At 72.0% G+C, this 19716-nt stretch carries 12 protein-coding genes; 7 read left to right on the top strand and 5 right to left on the bottom strand.

Translation table 11 applies throughout. The features are described 5' to 3' along the window. Positions 1 to 3: 3 nt before the first annotated feature. Positions 4 to 1488, bottom strand: coding sequence for a right-handed parallel beta-helix repeat-containing protein (locus DB32_RS34405; RefSeq protein ID WP_053236898.1), 1485 nt, complete (start codon positions 1486 to 1488; stop codon positions 4 to 6). On the opposite strand from DB32_RS34405, the gene DB32_RS34400 reads away from it, so the two are divergent. Continuing rightward, positions 1488 to 5441, top strand: coding sequence for a serine/threonine-protein kinase (locus DB32_RS34400; RefSeq protein WP_157069731.1), 3954 nt, complete (start codon positions 1488 to 1490; stop codon positions 5439 to 5441). The two genes, DB32_RS34405 and DB32_RS34400, sit on opposite strands and share 1 nt — an antisense overlap. Here DB32_RS34400 and DB32_RS34395 read toward each other — a convergent pair. Next, positions 5422 to 6231 (bottom strand): sigma factor-like helix-turn-helix DNA-binding protein, encoded by an 810-nt coding sequence (locus DB32_RS34395; RefSeq protein ID WP_053236896.1) that lies wholly within the window; start codon positions 6229 to 6231, stop codon positions 5422 to 5424. The genes DB32_RS34400 and DB32_RS34395 overlap by 20 nt on opposite strands. A 20-nt stretch (positions 6232 to 6251) precedes the next feature. Continuing rightward, positions 6252 to 7397: a cytochrome-c peroxidase gene (locus DB32_RS34390; protein WP_053236895.1), complete on the bottom strand. Its 1146-nt coding sequence runs from the start codon at positions 7395 to 7397 to the stop codon at positions 6252 to 6254. On the opposite strand from DB32_RS34390, the gene DB32_RS34385 reads away from it, so the two are divergent. The 4 genes from DB32_RS34385 to DB32_RS34370 all read left to right on the top strand — a co-directional run bounded on the left by DB32_RS34385 (position 7342) and on the right by DB32_RS34370 (position 13230). Further along, complete coding sequence (locus DB32_RS34385; protein ID WP_169791653.1) at positions 7342 to 11034, top strand: Calx-beta domain-containing protein; 3693 nt, start codon at positions 7342 to 7344, stop codon at positions 11032 to 11034. The genes DB32_RS34390 and DB32_RS34385 overlap by 56 nt on opposite strands. 389 nt (positions 11035 to 11423) lie before the next feature. Continuing rightward, entirely contained in the window at positions 11424 to 12110 is a 687-nt protein-coding gene (locus DB32_RS34380; protein ID WP_053236893.1) for a hypothetical protein, read from the top strand. Between the two features lie 36 nt (positions 12111 to 12146). After that, complete coding sequence (locus tag DB32_RS34375) at positions 12147 to 12341, top strand: hypothetical protein (protein WP_053236892.1); 195 nt, start codon at positions 12147 to 12149, stop codon at positions 12339 to 12341. 139 nt (positions 12342 to 12480) lie between these two features. Continuing rightward, positions 12481 to 13230 (top strand): energy transducer TonB, encoded by a 750-nt coding sequence (locus tag DB32_RS34370; RefSeq protein ID WP_053236891.1) that lies wholly within the window; start codon positions 12481 to 12483, stop codon positions 13228 to 13230. 22 nt (positions 13231 to 13252) lie between these two features. Here the strand turns inward: DB32_RS34370 and DB32_RS34365 are convergent, their stop codons facing one another. Beyond that, positions 13253 to 14656: an ATP-binding protein gene (locus tag DB32_RS34365; protein WP_053236890.1), complete on the bottom strand. Its 1404-nt coding sequence runs from the start codon at positions 14654 to 14656 to the stop codon at positions 13253 to 13255. A gap of 188 nt (positions 14657 to 14844) precedes the next feature. Next, a complete protein-coding gene (locus tag DB32_RS34360; RefSeq protein ID WP_157069730.1) occupies positions 14845 to 15768 on the bottom strand; it encodes a hypothetical protein in 924 nt (307 codons plus the stop codon). 832 nt (positions 15769 to 16600) lie between these two features. On the opposite strand from DB32_RS34360, the gene DB32_RS34355 reads away from it, so the two are divergent. Then, entirely contained in the window at positions 16601 to 18748 is a 2148-nt protein-coding gene (locus DB32_RS34355; protein ID WP_083458149.1) for a Z1 domain-containing protein, read from the top strand. Between the two features lie 67 nt (positions 18749 to 18815). Beyond that, positions 18816 to 19703, top strand: coding sequence for a PD-(D/E)XK motif protein (locus DB32_RS34350; protein ID WP_169791652.1), 888 nt, complete (start codon positions 18816 to 18818; stop codon positions 19701 to 19703). Positions 19704 to 19716: the final 13 nt, after the last annotated feature.

Raw genomic sequence — 19716 nt, 5'->3', positions numbered from 1 at the left:
GCTTCAGTACATCGGCGCGACGACGCCGAGCACTTCGGTGGCGCTGGGAGGCATCGCCGAGAGCACGGCGTCGAGCGCCCCGGTGAACGCGGCGTCGTTCGTCACCGCATCGCCGAGCCGCTCGATGCCGCTGTCCCAGCCTCCCGGGGGCGTCGCGACCTGGAGCGTGTCGGTGCCCGCGACCGGCGCGCCCGCCACCGCGCCCAGCGCGCTCCCGCGCGCGTCGACGCTCACCTGCTCGAAGCGCGGCAGCGTCGCCGCGCCGCCCACGTCGAGCACGATGCCGGCGCGCGCTGCGCCGCTCACCTCGACCCGCGCCATCACCACGTCCTCGAGCGAGCGGATCACGTGGAGCCCGTCGCCGATCTCGATCGCGCCGATGAGCCCGACCGGGCGGCGCGACGAGCCGACGCTCGCGATCGTCACATCGGAGATCGACACGTGCGCCGAGTCCGAGATCACCACGCCTGCGAACTCGCCGTCCGCGATCGACGTGCGGATCGTCTCGTCGCGCTCGAGCGCGCGCAGCGCGAGCGACTCGACCCCCGCGGCCCACACCACGACGTCTCCCTGCTGCTCCGCGACGAGGCCCGCATGATCGATCGCACCTCCCGCAGCGACCGCGCCGTACCGATCGTTGTCGGTCAGGCGCAGCGCCTCGGTGGTGAGCGTCCCGCCGCCGGTGATCAGCGCGTAGCTGGGCTGGCCGCGCAGCCCCTCGCGCGTGCGCTCGATCGTGCAATCCCGACACACGAGCTCGCTCTCCGAGGCGACGACCGCGGCGCCGATCGTGTCGGCGACGTGGAGCGCATCGAACGTCGCGCTGGCATCGCGCACCAGCACGCCGACCCGCGCGAGCCCGAGCACCTCGACGTCGTCCGCGACGACCGTGCCTTCGACCACGAGGCCGTGGGTCGCGGTCATCGTCGCCCAGCGGCCCAGCGCGTCGCAGGTGCGCTCACCGTCGATCGCGCCGGGCTCGCATGCGCACGTCGCGGCGGCGCAGCCGGTCGCGGTCTGCGGCCCCGGCGCGACGAGGACCCACCGCGTGTCGTCCGCGTTCTCCGCCGTGACCTCGCCGACGAGGCGCACCGCGTGCAGCGCTCCGCTCGCGCCCGGACGCACCGCCAGCGCGATGCCGCGCGCCGCGCGGACCTCGACGTCGTCGACCTCTCCCGCGCCGCCGATCGCCACGCCCGCACGACCGCGCGACTCGATCGTCAGCCGCGCGAGCGCGCCGCCCGTCAGCTCCACGCCGAGCTCGCCCTCCGCGACCTCGATCACGCTCTCCGCGCCGACGCCCTCGAGCGTGACGCCCTGACCGACCACGAAGGGCCCGCGCACCCGGCACGCGCCGACGCGCACCACGTCGCCGCTCGAAGCGCTCGCGAGCGCCGCGCGGATCGCGTCCGCATCGCACTCGCTCGCATCGCCGTCGCAGCTCGCGAGCAGCACCGCGATCGCGACACCGACGAGACCTCGCCTCATTGTCCCTCCGCCCACCGAGCGCTCATATAACCTACGGGCTCATCGTGTCGCACGTGCCTCTCGAAGAGCTCGCGGCGTTCGTCGACGGACGCCTCGAAGGCGACGCGGTGTCGCGCGTCGAGCAAGAGCTCGATCGCTGCGCCGAGTGCCGCGCGATCGTCGGACAGCTCGCGCGCGATGTCGAGCACGCGGGCACCGCCGCCGCGGCCCGTGCGAAGGAGGACGCGACGCTGCGAGCGCTCGGCGAGACCGTCCACGATCCGCTGCTCGGCGCGCTGATCGGTGGGCGCTACCGCGTGCGATCGCGGCTCGGCGCGGGCGCGATGGGCGTGGTGTACGCCGCCGAGCACGTGCTCCTCGGGCGCGAGGTCGCGCTCAAGGTGCTGCACCCCGAGCTCGCGCGCAGCGCCGAGATCGCGCGTCGCTTCCGCAACGAGGCGCGCGCCGCCGCGGCAGTCGGTCATCCCGGCATCGCGCTGGTGATCGATCTCGGGCGCACCGAGGGCGGCGCGCCGTTCCTCGTGATGGAGAAGCTCGAAGGGCAGGGCCTCGACGCGCTGCTCCAGGACGCGCGCATCCTCGCGCCGCCGCGCGCGGCGCGCATCGCGCGCGACATCGCGCTCGCGGTGCACGCCGCGCACGAGCGCGGGATCGTCCATCGCGATCTGAAGCCCGCGAACGTGTTCCTCGCGGGCTCGCGCGAGCGCGTGAAGGTGCTCGACTTCGGCATCTCGAAGATCGCGGAGCTCGCGAGCCTCGAGGCGACGCGCACCGGCGCGGTGATGGGCACGCCGCAGTACATGGCGCCCGAGCAGTTCGTCGATGCATCGCGCGTCGGGCCCGCCGCCGACGTCTACGCGCTCGGCGCGATCCTCTATCGCATGCTCGCGGGCCGTCCTCCGCACGACGCGAGCACGCTGCCCGCGCTGGCGCGCGCCGCGACGAGCGAAGCCCCGCCCGCGCTGCGCGACGTCGCATCGCAGATCCCCGCAGGGCTCGCGGCGATCGTGCATCGCGCGCTCTCTCGTGAGCCCACCGATCGACACGCGTCGATGGCGCAGCTCGCGGAGGGGCTCGCGCCCTGGGCCGAGACCACGAGCATCGAGCGCGCGCCCGCGACGCTGCCGCCGCCGAGCGACACCCGGCGCGCGGTCGTCGCAGTGCGCGTGATCGGTGTCCGCGACGCGAGCGCGCTGCGCGCGAGCATGGCGCGTCACGGAGGGCGCCTCGTCGACGACGCGCTCGTCGTGTTCGGCCACGAGACCTGGACCGGCGACGAGCTCGCGCACGCGATCGCCGCTGCGCTCGACGGCGCGTCGTACGCGACGTCGCTGCTCGTCGCGCCCGCGCGCCTCACGCGCGGCGGTGAGATCTCGATCGCGACCGTCGATCTCGCGTCGCCGGCGCGCGGCGGCGTGCTCGTGTCGGCCGCGTTCGCGCCGCTGCTCGGCACGCGCTACCAGCTCGACGACGCGGGCGACGGCTTCGTACGCATCGCGGGGGCGCGCGCGTCGCGCGACGCGGCGCCGCTCGTCGGTCGCGACGTCGAGCGCGCGCAGCTCGGCGCCTGGCTCGACACCGTGCTCGACGAGGCGCGCCCCGAGGTGTTCGTGCTGCGCGGCGCACCCGGGATCGGAAAGACCCGGCTCACGCAGGAGCTCGCCGCGCGGCTCGCGCCCGAGCGCGGGTTCGTCGTGCTCTCGTCGCGCTGCGATCCGCGCGGCGCGCGCCGACCGTTCGCCGCGATGGGCGGGCTCGTCGCGGGCCTCGATCCCGTGCTCGCGGCGTGGCGTGAGGGCGACGCGCGCACGCCCGCCGAGCTCGCCGACGCCGCGCGCCGTGTCGCGTCGCTCGCGCCCGACGCCAGCGCGAGCGGGATCGGGGAGCTCCTCGACGTCACGCTCGACGCGCAGGCGGGGCAAGGCGGCGGGGCGCGCGCCACCCGCGATCGCGCGCGCGTCGCGGCGCTCGACGTGCTCGGCGCGCGCGCCCATGCGTCGCCGCTCGCGATCGTCCTCGAGGACGTGCAGTGGGCCGACGTCGCGTCCCTCGATCTCCTCGCCGAGCTCTCGGTGCGCGCGGCGAGCGCGCCGCTCGCCGTGTTCCTCTCGGCGCGCGACGACGCGCCGCCGCTCGACGAGGCGGTCGCGCGCGGCCTGCCGATCACCGAGCTCCGGGTCCGCGGCCTTCGTCGTCGCGACGTCGCGCAGCTCGCGCGCGCCGAGCTCGGCGACGTCGTGCCCGACGCGCTGATCCACGCGCTGCACGAGCGCAGCGGCGGCAATCCGTTCTTCGTGCAGCAGCTGTGCGCCGCGCTCGGTCGTGCGCCGAGCGCGAGCGCGCTCCCGCCGAGCGTCGAGGGCGCGGTGCAGGCGCAGCTCGACGCGCTCGGCGAGATCGAGCGCGAGATCTGCCGGCGCGCGTCGATCGTCGAGGGCGCGTTCGGCGCCCCCGAGCTCGCGGCGCTCGGCGTGCCCGACGCGGCGCCGTTCCTCGACGAGCTCGCGCGGCGCGAGCTGCTGCGGCGCCTGCCCGGCGAAGCGACACGCTACGCGTTCCGCACGCCGCTGCTCGCCGAGGTGATCGCGGGCCTGCTGGGCGACACCACGCGGCGCGAGTCACACGCGCGCTTCGCGGCGTGGCTCGAGGCGTCGGGCGAGACGACGAGCGAGCGCGTCGCGCGCCACTGGGAAGGTGCCGGCGAGCCCGCGCGGGCGTCGCGCGCGTACGTCGACGCGGCGATCGCGGCGCTGCGTCGCGGCGACGTCGAGGCCACCGAGCGCTGCGCGTCGCGCGCCGTCGCGCTCGGGGTCGCGGAGGACGCGCGCCACGCGCTCCACCTCGCGCGCGCCGAGGCGCTCGAGGTGCTCGGTCGACAGAGCGCGCAGGCCGAGGCGCTCGAGGCCGCGCTCGGCGCCGCGCGCACCGCCGGCGAGCGAGCCGCGGCGCGCACGCTCCTCGCCGTGGTGCGCCAGCGCCTCGGTCGTTCCGAGGACGCGCTCGCGCTGCTCGAGACCGCGGTCGTCGAGGCCGAGGAGAGCGGTGATCCCGAGGCGCTCGCGCGTGCGCTCGGCAAGCGCTCCGCGGTGCTCGTCTATGCGTCGCGGCTCGACGAGGCGGCAGCGTCGCTGGTGCGCGCGGAGCGCCTCGTCACGCTGCGGGTGCCCCAGCTGCGCGCCGAGGCCGCGGTGTGGCGCGCGCAGCTCGCGGCAGCGCGCGGCGACCTCGGCGATCGCCACCACGCGTACTGGGCCGCGGTCGAGCTCTATCGCGAGATGGGCGATCTGCGCCTCGCCGCGGGCGCCGGCGTGAACCTCGCCGACGTGCTCAACCGCGTGCGCGCCTTCGACGACGCGGAGCGCGCGCTCCTCGAAGCGCTCGAGCGCTGTCGCCGCCTCTCGATGCACCTCATGGAGGGCTACGCGCTCGCGAACCTCGCCTATGCGCGCCTCCAGCTCGGCCGCGCCGACGAAGCGCTCGCGACGCTCGACGACGCGGAGCGCATCGCGAAGAGCGCGGGCGAGGAGCGCCTCGCCCGTTACGCACGCCTCTATCGCGTGCTCGCCACCGCGCGTGCCGCGCGCCACCACGACGCGATCGCGCTCGCGACCGCGCTGATCGACGACGCGCACGTCGTCGCCGAGCGCCCCGTCGAAGCGCTCGCCCTCGGCGCTCGCGCGAGGTCGCATCTGGCGTGCGATCGGCGCGAGGCCGCGCTCGACGACGCACGGCGCGCGATCACGATCCGCGACGCGATCGGCTCGCTCGAAGAGGACGACGTCGAGCTCTTCGTGACGCTCGCGGCCGCGCTCGCCGCGTGCGGCCACGACGACGACGCGATGCGCGCCCGCGCGCGCGCCGACGCCGAGCGCGCATCGGTCGCCGCGCGCATCAGCGACGCCGAGTGGCGCGCGCGCTACCTCGAAGGAACGCTCACCGCAGCAGCACGCTGAGCGACACGTCGAGCTGACTGCCCGCGAGCCGCAGCATGCTCTCGAGCGCCTCGGGCCCGAGCCCGCGCTCACGCAGCAGCGCCCGCTTCACGTGCGCGAGCACCTGCTCGTGCGCGCCGCTGATCCACCGCGCGACCGTGCCTCGGTGCACGCGATAGAAGCGCGCGATCGACTCGGTCGAGACGTCCTCCACCAAGTGCATCCGCAGCACGGTGCGCTCGCGCGCGCTCAGCGCCCGCATTCCCTCCGCGAGCGCTTCTTTCAAGAGCGCGCGGCTCTCCGCGCCGAGCGCGTCGTGCTCGGGGCTGCCCGCGAGCGACGCGTCGAGCAGCTTCTCGTCGTCGGCCTCGACCTCGTCGCGCGCGCGGCGCTTGCGATCGTACGCCGCGCGGATTGCCGCGACCTGGACCCAGCTCCGCAGCGGCCCGCGGCCCGCGTAGCGCGTGATGCGCGCCGGCGCGCCGGGCTCCGCGACCAGCAGCTTCACGCGCAGCTCCTGCGCGATCTCCGCCGCGAGCTGCGGTGACGCGTCGATCCGCGAGATCGCGGGCGCCACTCCGTCGAGCACGCTCTTCTCGAACGCCGCGAGCGCCGCCGCGTCCCCCGCCGCGCACGCGCACGCGAGGTACACGTCGAGCACGTGCGCGCCCTCGAGCGCGCCCTGCACCGTCTCTCCGTCGGCGAGGTGCGGCCGCACGAACGCCGCGAGCGCGTCCGCCGTCACCGACGTGCCCGCGAAGCGCGCGCGGCCACGCGCGATCACCGACTCGAGCGCGCTCTCGTCCGACATCGGCGCTGACGATATCCGATCTACGGGTCCGTCCACTCGCTCGGCGGCGGCGCACCGTCGAGCGCGCGGAGGAACGCGGCGATCACCCGCTCGTCGCCCTCTTCGTAAAAGAAGCTGCTCGTGATGAACGACTCGAGATCGCGCGTCCCGCTCCGCCCGTACGGCGCGGTCTGCGCGATGTTGCGCAGCGACGGAGTGCGGAACCGGCCTTCGTCGTCCTCGCTCGGCCCCTCGGGCAACGTCAGCGCCTCGCCCGCGTCTTGATCGAAGTAGGGTCCCGCCGCGCTGAACGGGCTCGCGAGCAAGATCTCGATGCCCTCCGCGCGCCCGCGATCTCCGTCGGTCCCGCTCGCCGCCGTCAGCCGGAACGCGCCGTCCGCGAGCATCGGCCCCGAGTGGCACGTCGCGCACCCCGACTTCACGAAGCGCGCGAGCCCGCGCCGCGCGTCGTCGTCGAGCGCGTCGCGATCTCCGTCGAGGTAGCGATCGAGCGCGCTCGGTCCGCTCACGATGCGTCGCATGTACGCCTCGAGCGCCTTGCCCACGTTCGCGACGACGCGGTTCACCGCGTCGCGGTCCTCCTCGCGCAGCGCCTCCCAGCTCGGGTCGCCGGGCTTTCCCTCGGCGGGAAGACCGTCGAGCGCGGGGAGCGCGCCGAAGATCGCCTCGTACTCGTCGCCGTACTCGCTCGCGATGCGATGCGCGATCGCGAGGCGCGTCGTGCGCATCTCGATCTCGTTCTCGAACGCGAAGAGCGGCTGCGACCACAGGCTGTCGGCGCGCCCGTCCCAGAAGAAGAAGCCGTCGTTCCACGCCGCGTTGTAGAGCGTCGGGCTGTTGCGCGCGCCGGGCGATCCCGCGATCACCTCGGACACCGCGACGCCGTCCTGGAACGCGCGATCGGCGCGATGGCACGTCGCGCAGCTCACGTCGGGCACCGTCGAGAACCCGGTGTCGAAGAAGATCGCGCGCCCCAGCTCGGCCGCGCGCGGATCGTCGGCGTACGCGTTCCCGCGCGCCGGCGGCAGCGCGTCCTGCAGGCGCCACGCCGCGATCGTCTCGCACTCGGTGTCGTCGAGCCCGAGCTCGGCGCACTCGGCGCGCAGCCCGGTGAGCGGCTCGCTGCAGCCGAGGGCGAGCAGCGCGATCGGGATCCAGCGTCGCATCGTGATCGGGCCGCGATCGTACGCGGCGCGGCACGGTCTTGGAACCGCGTGTTCAGTCTGCGATCGTGGAGACGCCCGCATGCACGCTTCACGCATCTTCATCGTCCGCCTCGTCTCCGCGCTCACGTTCGTCGTCGCGCTCGCGCTCGCGCCAGGACGCGCCCACGCCGTCCTTTATCCCTGCACGCTCGCCGGCTTCGACGCCGCCCTCGCCGCCGGTGGGATCGCGACGTTCTCGTGCGCCGGTCCGACCACGATCACCCTGCCCGGGCCGCGCACGATCACGCGCAGCGGCACGGACATCGACGGCGAAGGCCGGCTCGTGATCTCGGGCGCGGATGCGCACGTCCCGCTGACCGTCGCGGCCGGGATCACCGCGACGATCCGACGCCTCACGATCGAGCGCGGCCGCAGCCCGGCCTTCGGCGGGTGCATCGACGTCGCAGGCACGCTCGACCTCGAGCGCAGCACGATCCGCGGGTGCGAGGCCGCGAGCGGCGGCACCGGCATCTGGGTGCGCGGAGGTGGCCGCCTCCGCGCGACTGCGAGCACGATCGCGGGCAACCGCGGCGGCGTCGAGGGAGCCATCGCGGTGCACGGCATCGCGGAGCTGACGAACGTGACGATCGACGCACCGCACCGCGGGATCGTCGCCCGCTTCGGTGGCAGCGCGACGCTCACGCATTGCACGATCGTCGCCGGCAGCGGCGAGCCCGCGTTCGCCGTCGCCCCCGGCGACACGCTCACGATCGGACACTCGCTGCTCTCTTCAGCCCCGAGCGCGCCCGCCGTGACGGGCACCGGCACGTTCGTGTCGCAGGGGTACAACCTGTTCCACGCCGCGCCCGCGCTCGCGCCGACCGGCGTCCTCACTGGCAACCAGGTCGCGACGCCGCTGCTCGGTCCGCTCGTGGACAACGGCGGCCCGACCGCGACGCGCGCGCTGCTCGCGTGCAGCCCGGGCATCGACGCCGGCGCGACCAGCGGCGGCCCCACGACCGATCAGCGCGGCCAGCCTCGGCTCGCCGGCGGCGCACGCGACGTCGGCGCGTACGAGTCCACGCAGCGCCCGTGCTTCCGCATCTCGAGCACCAGCGTGGTCGAGGGCAACACGGGCACCCGCAACGCGACGCTCACCGTGATCCTCTCGGGCGCGTCGAGCGTCCCCGCGACCGTCGCCTACGCGAGCGCCAACGGGACCGCGCTCGTGGGCGACGCGGACTACGTCGCGGCCTCGGGCACGCTGATGTTCCCGGCGGGCACCACCTCGCGCACCGTCTCGGTCACCGTGCGCGGCGACACGCGCTTCGAGCCGGACGAGGCGATGGTGGTGAACCTCTCGGCGCCGACCGGGGCGACCCTCGCCGACGCACAAGGCTCCGTCGTGATCGAGAACGACGACGTGCGACCCACGCTCTCGGTCGCGAACGCATCGGTCGCCGAGGGGAACAGCGGCACCACCAACCTCACGTTCGCCGTCACGCTGAGCGCGCCCACCTCGGAGACCGTGACCGTCGCCTACGCGACCACGAACGGCACCGCGACCGCGGGGAGCGACTACGACGCGCGCTCCGGTACGCTGACGTTCACGCCCGGCGCGACCAGCCGCAACATCACCGTCCCGGTGCGCGGCGACCTCGAGCACGAGCCGAACGAGACGTTCGAGGTCGTCCTCAGCGCGCCCGCCGGCGCCACCATCACCGACGCGAGGGGCCTCGGCACGATCACCAACGACGACGCCGCGCCGGCGATCGCGGTGAGCGACGCCAGCGTCACCGAGGGCGCGAGCGGCACCACGCCCGCGCAGTTCACCGTCACGCTCTCGCGCCCCAGCGCGTCGCAGGTGCGCGTCAACTACGCGACGCAGGTGGGCAGCGCGACGCTCGCCGACGGCGACTACACGCAGACGATGGGCACGCTCACCTTCGCGCCCGGCGTCACCAGCCTCAGCGTCGACGTCCCGGTGCGCGGCGACCTCCGCCACGAGCCCGACGAGGCGTTCTCGCTCCTCCTGAGCGCGCCCGTGGTCGGCACGCTCGGCGACTCGGTCGGCGTCGGCACGATCGTGAACGACGACGCGGCGCCGACGATCTCGGTGAACGACGTGTCGGTCGTCGAAGGGACGACCGGGGTCACCACCGCGACCTTCGTCGTCACGCTCTCGAACCCCAGCTCGTCGTTCGTCGACGTGAGCTACGCGACCGCCGACGGCACCGCGACGATCGCCGACGCCGACTACACCGCGGCCTCGGGCATGCTGCGCATCGACGCGGGCGAGACGACGCGCGCGATCAACGTGATGGTGCGCGGCGACATGCGTCACGAGCCCGACGAGACCTTCGTGCTGCGGCTGAGCGCACCGTTGGTTGGCACGCTCGGTGACGCCGAGGGCACCGGCACGATCGAGAACGACGACGCGCTGCCGACGCTCGCGATCGACGACGTCGCGGTCGCCGAGACCGATGGCGCGCTCGATGCGGCGGTCACGGTGCGCCTCGTGGGGACGACCGCGACCCCGGTCACCGTCGGCTACGCGACCGCGGACGACAGCGCGACGAGCGGGAGCGACTACGACGCCGCGAGCGGGACGCTCACGTTCCCCGCCGGCACCGCGACCCAGACGATCGCGCTTCGTGTGCTCGGCGACGACGTGCACGAGGGCGTCGAGCGCTTCGCGATCACGCTGAGCTCGCCGAGCGGCGCGACGGTCGCGGACGGCAGCGCGACGGTCACGATCACCGACGACGAGAGCGAGCCCGCGCTCGCGATCGCCGACGCGACGATCCCCGAGGGCAACACCGGCACGATGGCCGCGACCCTGAGCGTCACGCTCTCGGGCCCGAGCGCGCAGCCGATCACCGTCGCGTGGGCGAGCGCCGACGGCAGCGCCACGAGCGACGACTACGTCGCGGCGTCGGGCACGCTCACGTTCGCGCCGGGCGAGGTCTCGCAGCCGGTCGCGATCGACGTGACCGGCGACACGACCTCCGAGGACGACGAGACCGTGCTCGTGCGCCTGTCGGGCGCGACGAACGCGACGATCTCCGACGACGAGGGCGCGCTCACGATCCTCGACGACGAGGGCGCGCCGATCGTCGTCGTCGCGGGCGCCGAGGTCGACGAGGGCGACGAGGGCACCACCGATCTCGCGTTCACGATCACGCTGAGCCACGCGAGCAGCGACACCGTCACGATCGACTACACGACCGAAGACGGCACCGCGACGATCGAGGACGGCGACTACGAGACCGCGAGCGGCACGCTCACGTTCGCGCCCGGCGAGACGACGCAGACGGTCACGGTGCAGGTGCTCGGCGACGTCGAGGTCGAGAACGACGAGACGCTGCTCCTCGTGCTCAGCGCCGCGACGAACGCGACGCTCGACGAGGACTCGGCCGAGGGCACGATCCTCGACGACGACGACGCGCCCGACGCCGGCACCGACGCCGGCGAGACGCTCGACGCGAGCGTCGCGCCCGACGCGGGCACCTCGCCCGACGCCGGCGTGGTGATGCGCGAGGACGGCGGCTGCGGCTGCGTCGTGATCGGCGGCGATCGCCGCGCGGTGAGCCCGATCGCCGCGGCGGCCATGCTCGCGCTGGCGCTCGTGCTGGCCGCGCGCCGCCGCGCGCGCTGAGGTCCTACGAGTGGCGCGCGGCGTGGTGCCGCGCGTCCACGGCACCCCGCGGCCGGCCGGGCAGGAGCGACGAGCGCGCCCGCGCCGCGCGCGCGTGTCGCCGCTGCTCGGCCTGAGCTTCGCGCGCGCCCGCCGCGAGGACGTGCACGCCCGCCAGCTGCTCACCGCGCAGGCGCGGCCGGCGCTGGTGGACGCAGTCGCGATGCAGTCCGCGGCGTCCGACGTCAGCGATCGCTCAGCGCCTCGCCCGCCGCCTCGGCAGCCCGCCACGCCGAGCGCGCAGGCGCTGCGCGCGGTCACGGAGCAGCAGGCCGCCTTCGTAGGATGCTGCGGGGGCGCTCGCGATCCTGCGAGCGTACGAGGACGAGTCCCTTCCGGAGTCGCCGCGCATGATCCATCGCATCTACATCCAGGCCGACGGCGAGGACGCGCAGGCCGACATCGCGCGAACGCTCGAATCGGTCTTTCCGGGTCACACGATCTCCGTCCCCAGCGCACCCGAGCGCGCGCGTCGCGACGCGCGACAGTGGTCGTGTTTGGAGCTCACCGACGACCTGCCGTGGGAGCGCGTCCACGGCGCCGCCGCGCGCCTCGCCGCGGCGCTCCCCGGGCGCAGCGCGGTCGCTCTCCGCATCGCGGGGGACTCGTTCCGTCTCGCGCTGTTCCGCGGCGATGCATGCGTGCGCGAGCTCCAGTACCAAGAGGGCGATGGCTGGCTCGTGGCTCGCGGTGAGGTGCAGCCGTGGGAGGCCGCAGCGTTCTTCGACGACGATGACTTCGCCGGAATCGGAGAAGACGAGCTCCGCAACGAGCTCGGCGAGAGCTCGGCCGAGCACCGCGCATACACCTCGCGCAAGGTCGTCGAGGGCGCGCAGCGGCCATGTCCCCCGCACATCGACCGCGCTCTCGCTGCGGCGCTGTCGCTTCCCTCCCGCGAGCCGCCGTCGTTCCGGGTCGGCCCGGTCGCCCCGAGCGTACGCGAGGCATCCAAGGTCGGCGGAATCGCGCTCGTCGTGCTGGCCGCGGTCGTGCTCGTGTCCGCGCTCCTCGGGCTGCTCGTCTCGTCCTTCGAGTGATCATGCGCGGCGCCGGCGCGCATAGGAGAACATCGCGTGTCCTCGAATCGATTCTCGCGCTGGCGCACGACGGTGCTCGCCGTTCTCGCAGTGGCCGCTGCGCTCGTCGTCGCCTCGGGGATCGACCACCAGCGCGACATCGGGCCCGCGAAGAACCGCTCGAGGGCGTGGGTCGTCGCGCGCGAGGCGAAGATGGAGCACGCGCCCTCACGGCTCGACCGATCCCCGTAGCACGCACGACGGAGCACGGACGGCATCGCCGCGTCCGAGACGGGTCCGTCGATCGGGTGTGTTCGGCTTGCCGGAGGACGAAGTGAGCGTCGTTGCCTCCCGAAGGAGCGCCTCGGCCGAGCGTGTCATTCTCGCAGCGATGACGAGATCGACGACCACGGGCGTGCTCTCGCTCGTGATGCTCGGCGCGCTCGCGACGGCGAACGCGCAGGACGCCGCGCCGGCGGTGACGAGCGAGGGCGACCACGCGCAGCACCGTGTGTTCAGCATCGTGGTCGACGCCGCGGAGGGCCTCACGGCGCGCGAGGCGGGCTGGGCGCTCGACTGGGCGCTGCCCGAGCTGAACGCACGCTGCGCCGGCCCGGGCCCGGTGCTCGAGTCGCATCCGCTCGCGCTCGACGTAGATGCGCGCGGTCGCGTCACCATCGCGACGTACGACGGACCGTCGGCGGAGTGCGTGCGCGGCGCGCTCGCGGGGGCGCGCTTCCCGCACGGTCATCCCGCCACGGTGCGCGTGACGCTCTCGGTGCTCGCGCCGCTCGTCGGCATCGGCTCCTTCGGCGGCAGCGGCAGCAGCTCCGGCGTGTCGTGGCACGGCCCGCTCGGGCCGCGCGATCTGGAGCGCTTCGTCGCGTGTCGTCGCGGCGCGCGCGAGATCGCGTACGACGTGCAGGTCACGGTGGACGCGAGCGGCGCGGTGAGCGACGCGCGTGCAATCCGCCCGTCCGGCCGCGCCGCCGCGTGCGTCGTCGACGCGCTGCGCGCCTCGCGCTTCTCCGCGCCGCCCGACGCCGCGCCCGCGACCTTCCGCGCGACGCTCGGCATCGGCCCGCCCCTCCGCCTCGGCGGTGGCGGCTTCGGCGGCGGCGGCCACATCGGCGGTCTCTGACGCGCGCGCCCCAGGCGAGCGCTCATCCGGCGAGCTCGCGTTCGCCCTCCTGCTCGCTCCGCGTCGCGCGCCGGATCTCGCTCTGCGTCATCGGGCCGCGCAGGTACGACATCGCCCAGCGCGGGTTGAGGAGCGTGGCCTGCGACGTCTTCGCGTCGCGCACCACGAACCAGCGCGGCGCGAGCATCTTCACGAGCGCGCCGAGCTCGCTCTTCTTCTTGTCCTCGCCGAGGCCTTCCATCACGCGCGCGCGATCGGCGTCGGTCTGCAGGCGCCCGAGCATCCACGTGCCGGCGTTGGACAGCGCGCGGTAGTCGAGGTCCATCGGGTTCTGCGTCGCGAGCACGACGCCGACGCCATACGCGCGCGCCTGCTTCATCAGCGCGACGAGCGGACGCTTGGTCGGGGGGCTCGCCGGATGAGGCGGGATGAAGCCGTAGACCTCGTCGAACACGACGAGCGCCTTGAGCCGGCTGCTCCCGGGCAGGCTGCGCGTCCACGTCAGCACCTCCTCGAGCAGCACGCCGAGCACCAGCGCGCGCTCGTCGTCGTCGAGGTGCGCGACGCTCACCACCGTCGCCGGTGTCTTGCCGTCGGCCTTCTCCATCCACCGAGCGACGTCGAGATCCTGGCCCGTCCGCCACGACGCGAACGACGGTGACGCGATCAGCGTGTTGAGGTCGGCCGCGAGCTCGGCCCGGAGGCGCGCCGAGAGGAACTGCTCGACCGGCAGCGCGCCCACCACGGCGAGCGGCGGCTCGAGGATCTCGGGCACCAGCTGCTCGAGCGCCGCGGTCTCGCCGCGCCGCACCCGCTGCTCGGCGAGCACCGCGAGGAACGCGTGCTCGCGGCTCTTGCCGGGGTCGCCGTCGCGCCCGGTGAGGCGCAGCACCAGCGAGATCGCGGCGCTCAGGCGCGCGCGTTTCGCGGCGGCGTCGTGCGCCCAGGCGTCCGAGCTGCGCTCGAGCGCCGACAGGAGATGCAGCGGCTCGCCGGCGTCGGAGCCGGGCGTCACGACGCGCACCATCGTGCTCGCCGCGTGCGCTGCGAGCTCGGCCTCCCCGATCGACCACTCGCGGAGGCCCTCGGCGTGCTTCGCCAGCGCCGCCTCGACCACGTGCGCATCGGCGACGCCGTCGTCGTCGTCGGGCTCGGGCTCCACCCACGGCCCCATCCGCGCCGCGTCGAGCGACGGGAACGCGAGCTTCAGGTTCGGCAGGTCGCCTTTGACGCCGATCACCAGCACCGGCACGCCGGCGCGCAGCGCCTCCTCGACCATCACGGTGACGAGGCCGGTCTTGCCGCTGCCGGTCATCCCGACGACGACCGCGTGCGTCAGCAGGTGATGGGTGGGCAGGTGGAACGGTCCGAGGTCGTTGCGTCCGTCGATGGACCGGCGCTGACCGAGGTGCAGTCGAGGAGCCACGATCGCCTCCGTGAGCGGTGCGAAGGAGAGGAGAGAGCAGCGAGCGCGGTGATGGCGGTCTCGTCCACGCCCACGCTCACGTCCGGTCTACGTTCACGAGGCGGCTTGCCGACGTGCAGCCGGTTCGCGCGCATCGACGTGGTCGTGGGCGTGGTCGTGGTCGACTGTCCCAGCGCCGCGCGCTGCGATCACGGGGCGAAGGGTCCGCCGCCGTTGTTCGGGCCCTCGATGACGATCGGCGCCGGCGTGGGCTCCGGCTCCGGCGTCGGCTCGACGTCCTCGTCGGGCGGGTCGGTGTCGGTGCCGCCGTGCTTGCGGCCGCGACGCGCGTAGAGCGACGGCGCGATCTCGTCGGCGTCGCCCTGCGCCCAGCGCACGAACGTGAGCATCCGGCGGATCTCGTCGTAGGTGCGGACGAGCAGCGTGAGCGCGCGGTCGCGCAGCTCGCGCGTGGGCATGCGGGTCGCGCGCTGCTCGCGCTGGTTCAGGCGGTCGAGCATCGCCTGCGCCTTCGCCTCGATGCGCTCGAGGTCGGCCTCGGTGAGCAGCGTCCGGCCCTGGATGGTCATCCAGAGCGAGCGGGTGAGGCTGAGGAGCACGAACGTGCTGTCGACGGTCGTCCGGTAGCCCAGGATCGAGCGCCCGGCGTCGATGCGCGAGCGGTCGATGATCTTGCGGTTGGCGAGGGCGTCGAGGTCGCCGGCGATGAGCTGGTGCTCCTCGAGCACCTGGCGGTGCAGCTCGCGCATGTCGCTGTCGTCCTCGGCCGCGTCGACGTCGTACGCCGCCTGGTACGTCGCGTAGACGACGGTCGGCAGGTCGTCGAGCAGCGCGCGGGCGCGCTCGCCGAACTCCGCGATGAGCGCGGCGCGGTGCCGGGCGATCCGCGGCAGGCTGCCGCCGGCGATGCCGGCCGCCGAGCGCGCATCGAGGCGCATCGCGTGGAGCACCTCGGTCGCCGGCATGTTCGTGAGGATCTCGCGCTTGGCCGCGAGCGCGGCGATCAGCGTGGGACCGTCGGGCATGACGGGCGGCTCGTGGATGATCTCGGGCATGGGGACACACACTCCTTCCGGGGTTCGACTCGCTCTTGTTCGCGAGTGCCCCCTCATCGGCGCGTGTGGTTCCGGCGTTGCGTCGAAAATCGACGTGGGTCGAGATTTTCGGTGCGCGGGATGGGTCGGACCCATCGGGATCGAGTTTGGAGTCGATCGGGATGGGTCGGACCCATCGGTGGTCGAGAATTTTCTCGATGGGGGATGGGTCGGACCCATCGGTTGCCGAGAATTTTCTCGATGGGGGATGGGTCGGACCCATCGGTCGTCGAGTTTTGGGGCGAAAGGGATGGGTCGGACCCATCGGTTGCCGAGATTTTTCTCGATGAGGGATGGGTCGTACCCATCGGTGGTCGAGAATTTTCTCGATGAGTGATGGGTCGGACCCATCGAGATCGAGATTGGAGTCGGTCGTGATGGGTCGGACCCATCGAGATCGAGCTTGGAGCCGGTTGGGATGGGTCGGACCCATCGGGATCGAGATTGGAGTCGGTCGTGATGGGTCGGACCCATCGAGATCGAGATTGGAGTCGGTGGGGATGGGTCGGACCCATCGGGGGCTAGCGTCGAACGCGGGCTTCGTTCGCACGATCAGCGTCGTGCCCATCGACGGTCTATCGCGGGTAGCGCCGCGTCGGAGAACGGTCTCGACGACGCAGGCCACGACCGAACCGTGTACAGGCGCGCCGCAGTTCACGGGGTAGGAGGCGTTTCTGACGTATGCGAGCCCCAGAGGGTCGTGCGTGCTGAACGCTTGAGCTGCTCGCGCATCAGGCCGCCCCGTGGAAACGAGGTTCCCGACGCACCGTCGTCCTGTCCCCCGCCGGGGACGGATCGGCGCGAGTCACAGCCATTGCGGCAGATTCTTTGGTCGCGGTACGCTCGCCGCATGTCTACCGGGCCTGTTGGCATTGCGAAGCTCGCCACCGCTCCTGCCCCAGTCCTACGCGGCGACGGCGCATGTCTGAACGGGACGTTGCAAGCGCTCGGCGCCGGGCCGAAGCCGATGTCGGGCGCCGCGCTGGACAAGATCCGTCAAGACGCGCTCGCGCTACTCGGCCGTGTCGTGCAGACGTACGAGGCCGAGGTCGCGCCGGGTGAGGTCGGTGCTGACGGCTCGGTCTGCGCGAGCCCGCAGCCGCCGACGAAACCGTGCACCGGCCTGCTCTACGGTCGCATCCAGAGCGGCAAGACCGTCGCGATGATCGCGCTGGTCGCGGCTGCGATCGACAACGGCTTCCGTGTTGTCGTCGTGCTTACCTCCGACAACGTCACGCTCGTCGACCAAACGACGAAGCGGTTTGCCGCGCTCGAAGGGCCGATCCCGCTGGATGCGCTCAATCCGAGCGCGTGGTCGAGCGACCACAAGCACATCGGGAAGCACCTTGCGCAGGCAGGCGTGGTGTTCGTTTGCTCTAAGAACAAGACGCGACTGGATGCACTGATCACCTTCCTCGAGAAAATCGGTGCACCGGAGTTCCCTGCGCTGATCCTCGACGACGAGGCCGACCAGGCGACTCTGGACGCGAACCTTGCAAGGAACGTCCGGAAGCAAACCAAGGGAGAGGTGCCCGGAGACCCGACGGCGATCTATACCGCCGTCGTCGACGGACTCCGTAAGACACTTCGTCACCACGTCTTCCTTCAGGTCACCGCAACGCCGTACGCGCTGCTGCTGCAGAGCGTGGGGACCGAGTTGAGGCCGAGCTTCACACGGCTGCTCGAACCTGGCGACGGGTACACAGGCGGCGAGTACTTCTTCGAGTCACATCACGTAGACGGCCCCGAGCCACCGCTCGTGTTCGTCGATCCGAACGAGTCCGTGGAACTCGCGCAAGGCAGTTCAGATGCTCCCGACGGACTTCGGCGCGCGATCGCCTACTTCCTCGTCGCGGCTGGCGCCCAAGCTCTCACGGATCCGGCGACCGCGCGCTCCGGGCAGAATTTCCTCTGTCACACGAGCCAGCTCAGACAACAGCATCGGAACCTCGAAGAGCTGATTCGTACGTATGTGGACAGAGTCAGTGATGACATCGATGCAGGCTCGGGCGATGGGCTGAACAAGCTGCACACCGCATTCGACGAGCTGAAGCGCACCTTCCCCAGCGTCCCTTCTGTTGACAGCGTCATCACCGAAATTCGACGTCGGCTCGTCACCCGCAAAGTGATCGTCGTAAACTCCGAAGCCGACGCAGAACCCGGCCGGGGTCTGAATCTGATTATCGGGGGGAACATCCTCGGCCGCGGTGTGACGATCGATAACCTCATTGTCACCTACTATCTGCGTCAACCGAAGGTCGGCCAGATGGATACGATGCTGCAGCACGCGAGAATGTACGGTTATCGCTCCCCGCTCATGCATCTCACACGAGTGTTTCTTCCGCCACAGCTCGCCGTCCGGTTCCACGAGATTCATCGCATCGAACAGCGTTTGCGTCGACAGCTGGCCGCGGCTGACCTCGGCAAGCCGATCGTAATCGAGAGAACGGGATCCCTTCGACCAACACGCAATGCGGTCCTGGATCCGACCTACATCGATGCCTTCGACGCCGAGGACCAGGTCTATCCGATCCATCCGGATCTCACGCTCAAGCGATCCGAGTACGAGGCGATCGCCGGTCGCATCGAGGCGCTCATCGGGGACAGCCTGAGCACAGAGCCCCAACTCGTACCGATCGAGTTCGATGTCATGCTCGAGCTCGTCGAGACCTTCCCCTACAACCGGAAGGAGCTGTCGAGTAGTTGGGTTCCGGCGGCGATCGGGCGAGTACTCGAGCGACAACGCGATCGATGCAAAGGCAGAGCGTATCTGTACACGCGCAGGATGAACCGGAGGCGGAGCATGCTCACGACGGGCGCTGTCTCCGGCAAAGAACTGGAAAGGCTGCGAAATCAGGATGGGCCGGTCTTCGCTGCATTTCGCGATGATGGAAAGCAGATCGCTGACAGGCCCGCGAACGAGTTCTGGTATCCCACGGTCGTCTTCGACCGCCAGATGCCCAGCGTGATCGTCAACGTGACTTCCGATGACGCGTGAAGCGACGCAGCTACGCGCGGCCTGGCACTCGGCGGGACACGCCGGCGCAGATGCCCGGGGAGACTACATGCTTCTCGAACCGATATCCTTCGCGTACGCAGCGGTGACGAGGAAAGGCCTCCCGGCCCTCGTCCTGCCGCTTCCATCTCTCGGCGCTGGCGTGGTTGGCCGGCGCGCCTCCGGCTGCGAGCTACTCGCTCATCCCAACCTGTGCTTCGAGCACGAGCGGCGAGCGTGGACCAGCCCTGCGGCTGTGCTTGTCTGCACCGACCTGGAGTTGCTCGATGCGTTCTCCATCCTTGCGGGCGACGTTCTGCGGCGCGCGGCGTCGCATGGAACCGACTGGGCGCGTGTCCTCTTGCTCGTGGAGGAATGGCAAACACTGCTTGCGCGCCGCGGGCGGCCGAGTTCGGAGGCGGAGATTGGGCTCTGGGGCGAGCTCTGGTTCTTGGAGCACAGCAATGACGTGAATCGCGCCATCGCGTCATGGCGTGGTCCCGAGAAAGATGCAGCCGACTTCTTCGCTGACGGCGTGAGCGTCGAGGTAAAGGCGTCCCGGAACCGTCGTCAGCATTTTGTCTCGCTTTCCCAAGTCGATGCGCCTTCAGGACGACACGACGCGTGGCTGTTGTCCTTGTGGCTCAAGCCGGATCCAGACTCTCACGAGACTGTCGCGAGCCTTGTCGAACGACTGCTCGAGCGATGCGACGAGCCGCGTGAGCTGCTCGGGTGCCTACGGCGCGCGGGCTATTCGCATGCAGACCGCGCGGCGTACTGCACCGGGTACACGCTGCTTGACGAGCCCGAGTGGTACGCTGCTGCGGACGTACCCCGGGTGAGAGCGGTCGACGTGGGGATCTCACACTTACGGTATCTGGTGACGCTGGATGAGGCGCGACGAGCCGAGCACACGGTAGTCGAACGTTTGCGCCGGCACTTTTGGGGACACGAATGAGGAGGCAGAAGCG

Origin of the sequence: Sandaracinus amylolyticus (assembly GCF_000737325.1) — a bacterium.
Taxonomy (GTDB): Bacteria; Myxococcota_A; Polyangia; order Polyangiales; family Sandaracinaceae; genus Sandaracinus; species Sandaracinus amylolyticus.
The sequence above is the reverse complement of the archived record's forward strand: the minus strand, read 5'-3'. Positions and strand labels throughout refer to the sequence as shown.

Excerpts from the sequence above, each read along its gene's own strand:
- DB32_RS34390 (WP_053236895.1), bottom strand. The coding sequence starts at position 7,397 with ATGCGACGCTGGATCCCGATCGCGCTGCTCGCCCTCGGCTGCAGCGAG.
- DB32_RS34395 (WP_053236896.1), bottom strand. The coding sequence starts at position 6,231 with ATGTCGGACGAGAGCGCGCTCGAGTCGGTGATCGCGCGTGGCCGCGCG.
- DB32_RS34405 (WP_053236898.1), bottom strand. The coding sequence starts at position 1,488 with ATGAGGCGAGGTCTCGTCGGTGTCGCGATCGCGGTGCTGCTCGCGAGC.
- DB32_RS34370 (WP_053236891.1), top strand. The coding sequence starts at position 12,481 with ATGACGAGATCGACGACCACGGGCGTGCTCTCGCTCGTGATGCTCGGC.
- DB32_RS34355 (WP_083458149.1), top strand. The coding sequence starts at position 16,601 with ATGTCTACCGGGCCTGTTGGCATTGCGAAGCTCGCCACCGCTCCTGCC.
- DB32_RS34350 (WP_169791652.1), top strand. The coding sequence starts at position 18,816 with ATGCTTCTCGAACCGATATCCTTCGCGTACGCAGCGGTGACGAGGAAA.
- DB32_RS34380 (WP_053236893.1), top strand. The coding sequence starts at position 11,424 with ATGATCCATCGCATCTACATCCAGGCCGACGGCGAGGACGCGCAGGCC.
- DB32_RS34360 (WP_157069730.1), bottom strand. The coding sequence starts at position 15,768 with ATGAGGGGGCACTCGCGAACAAGAGCGAGTCGAACCCCGGAAGGAGTG.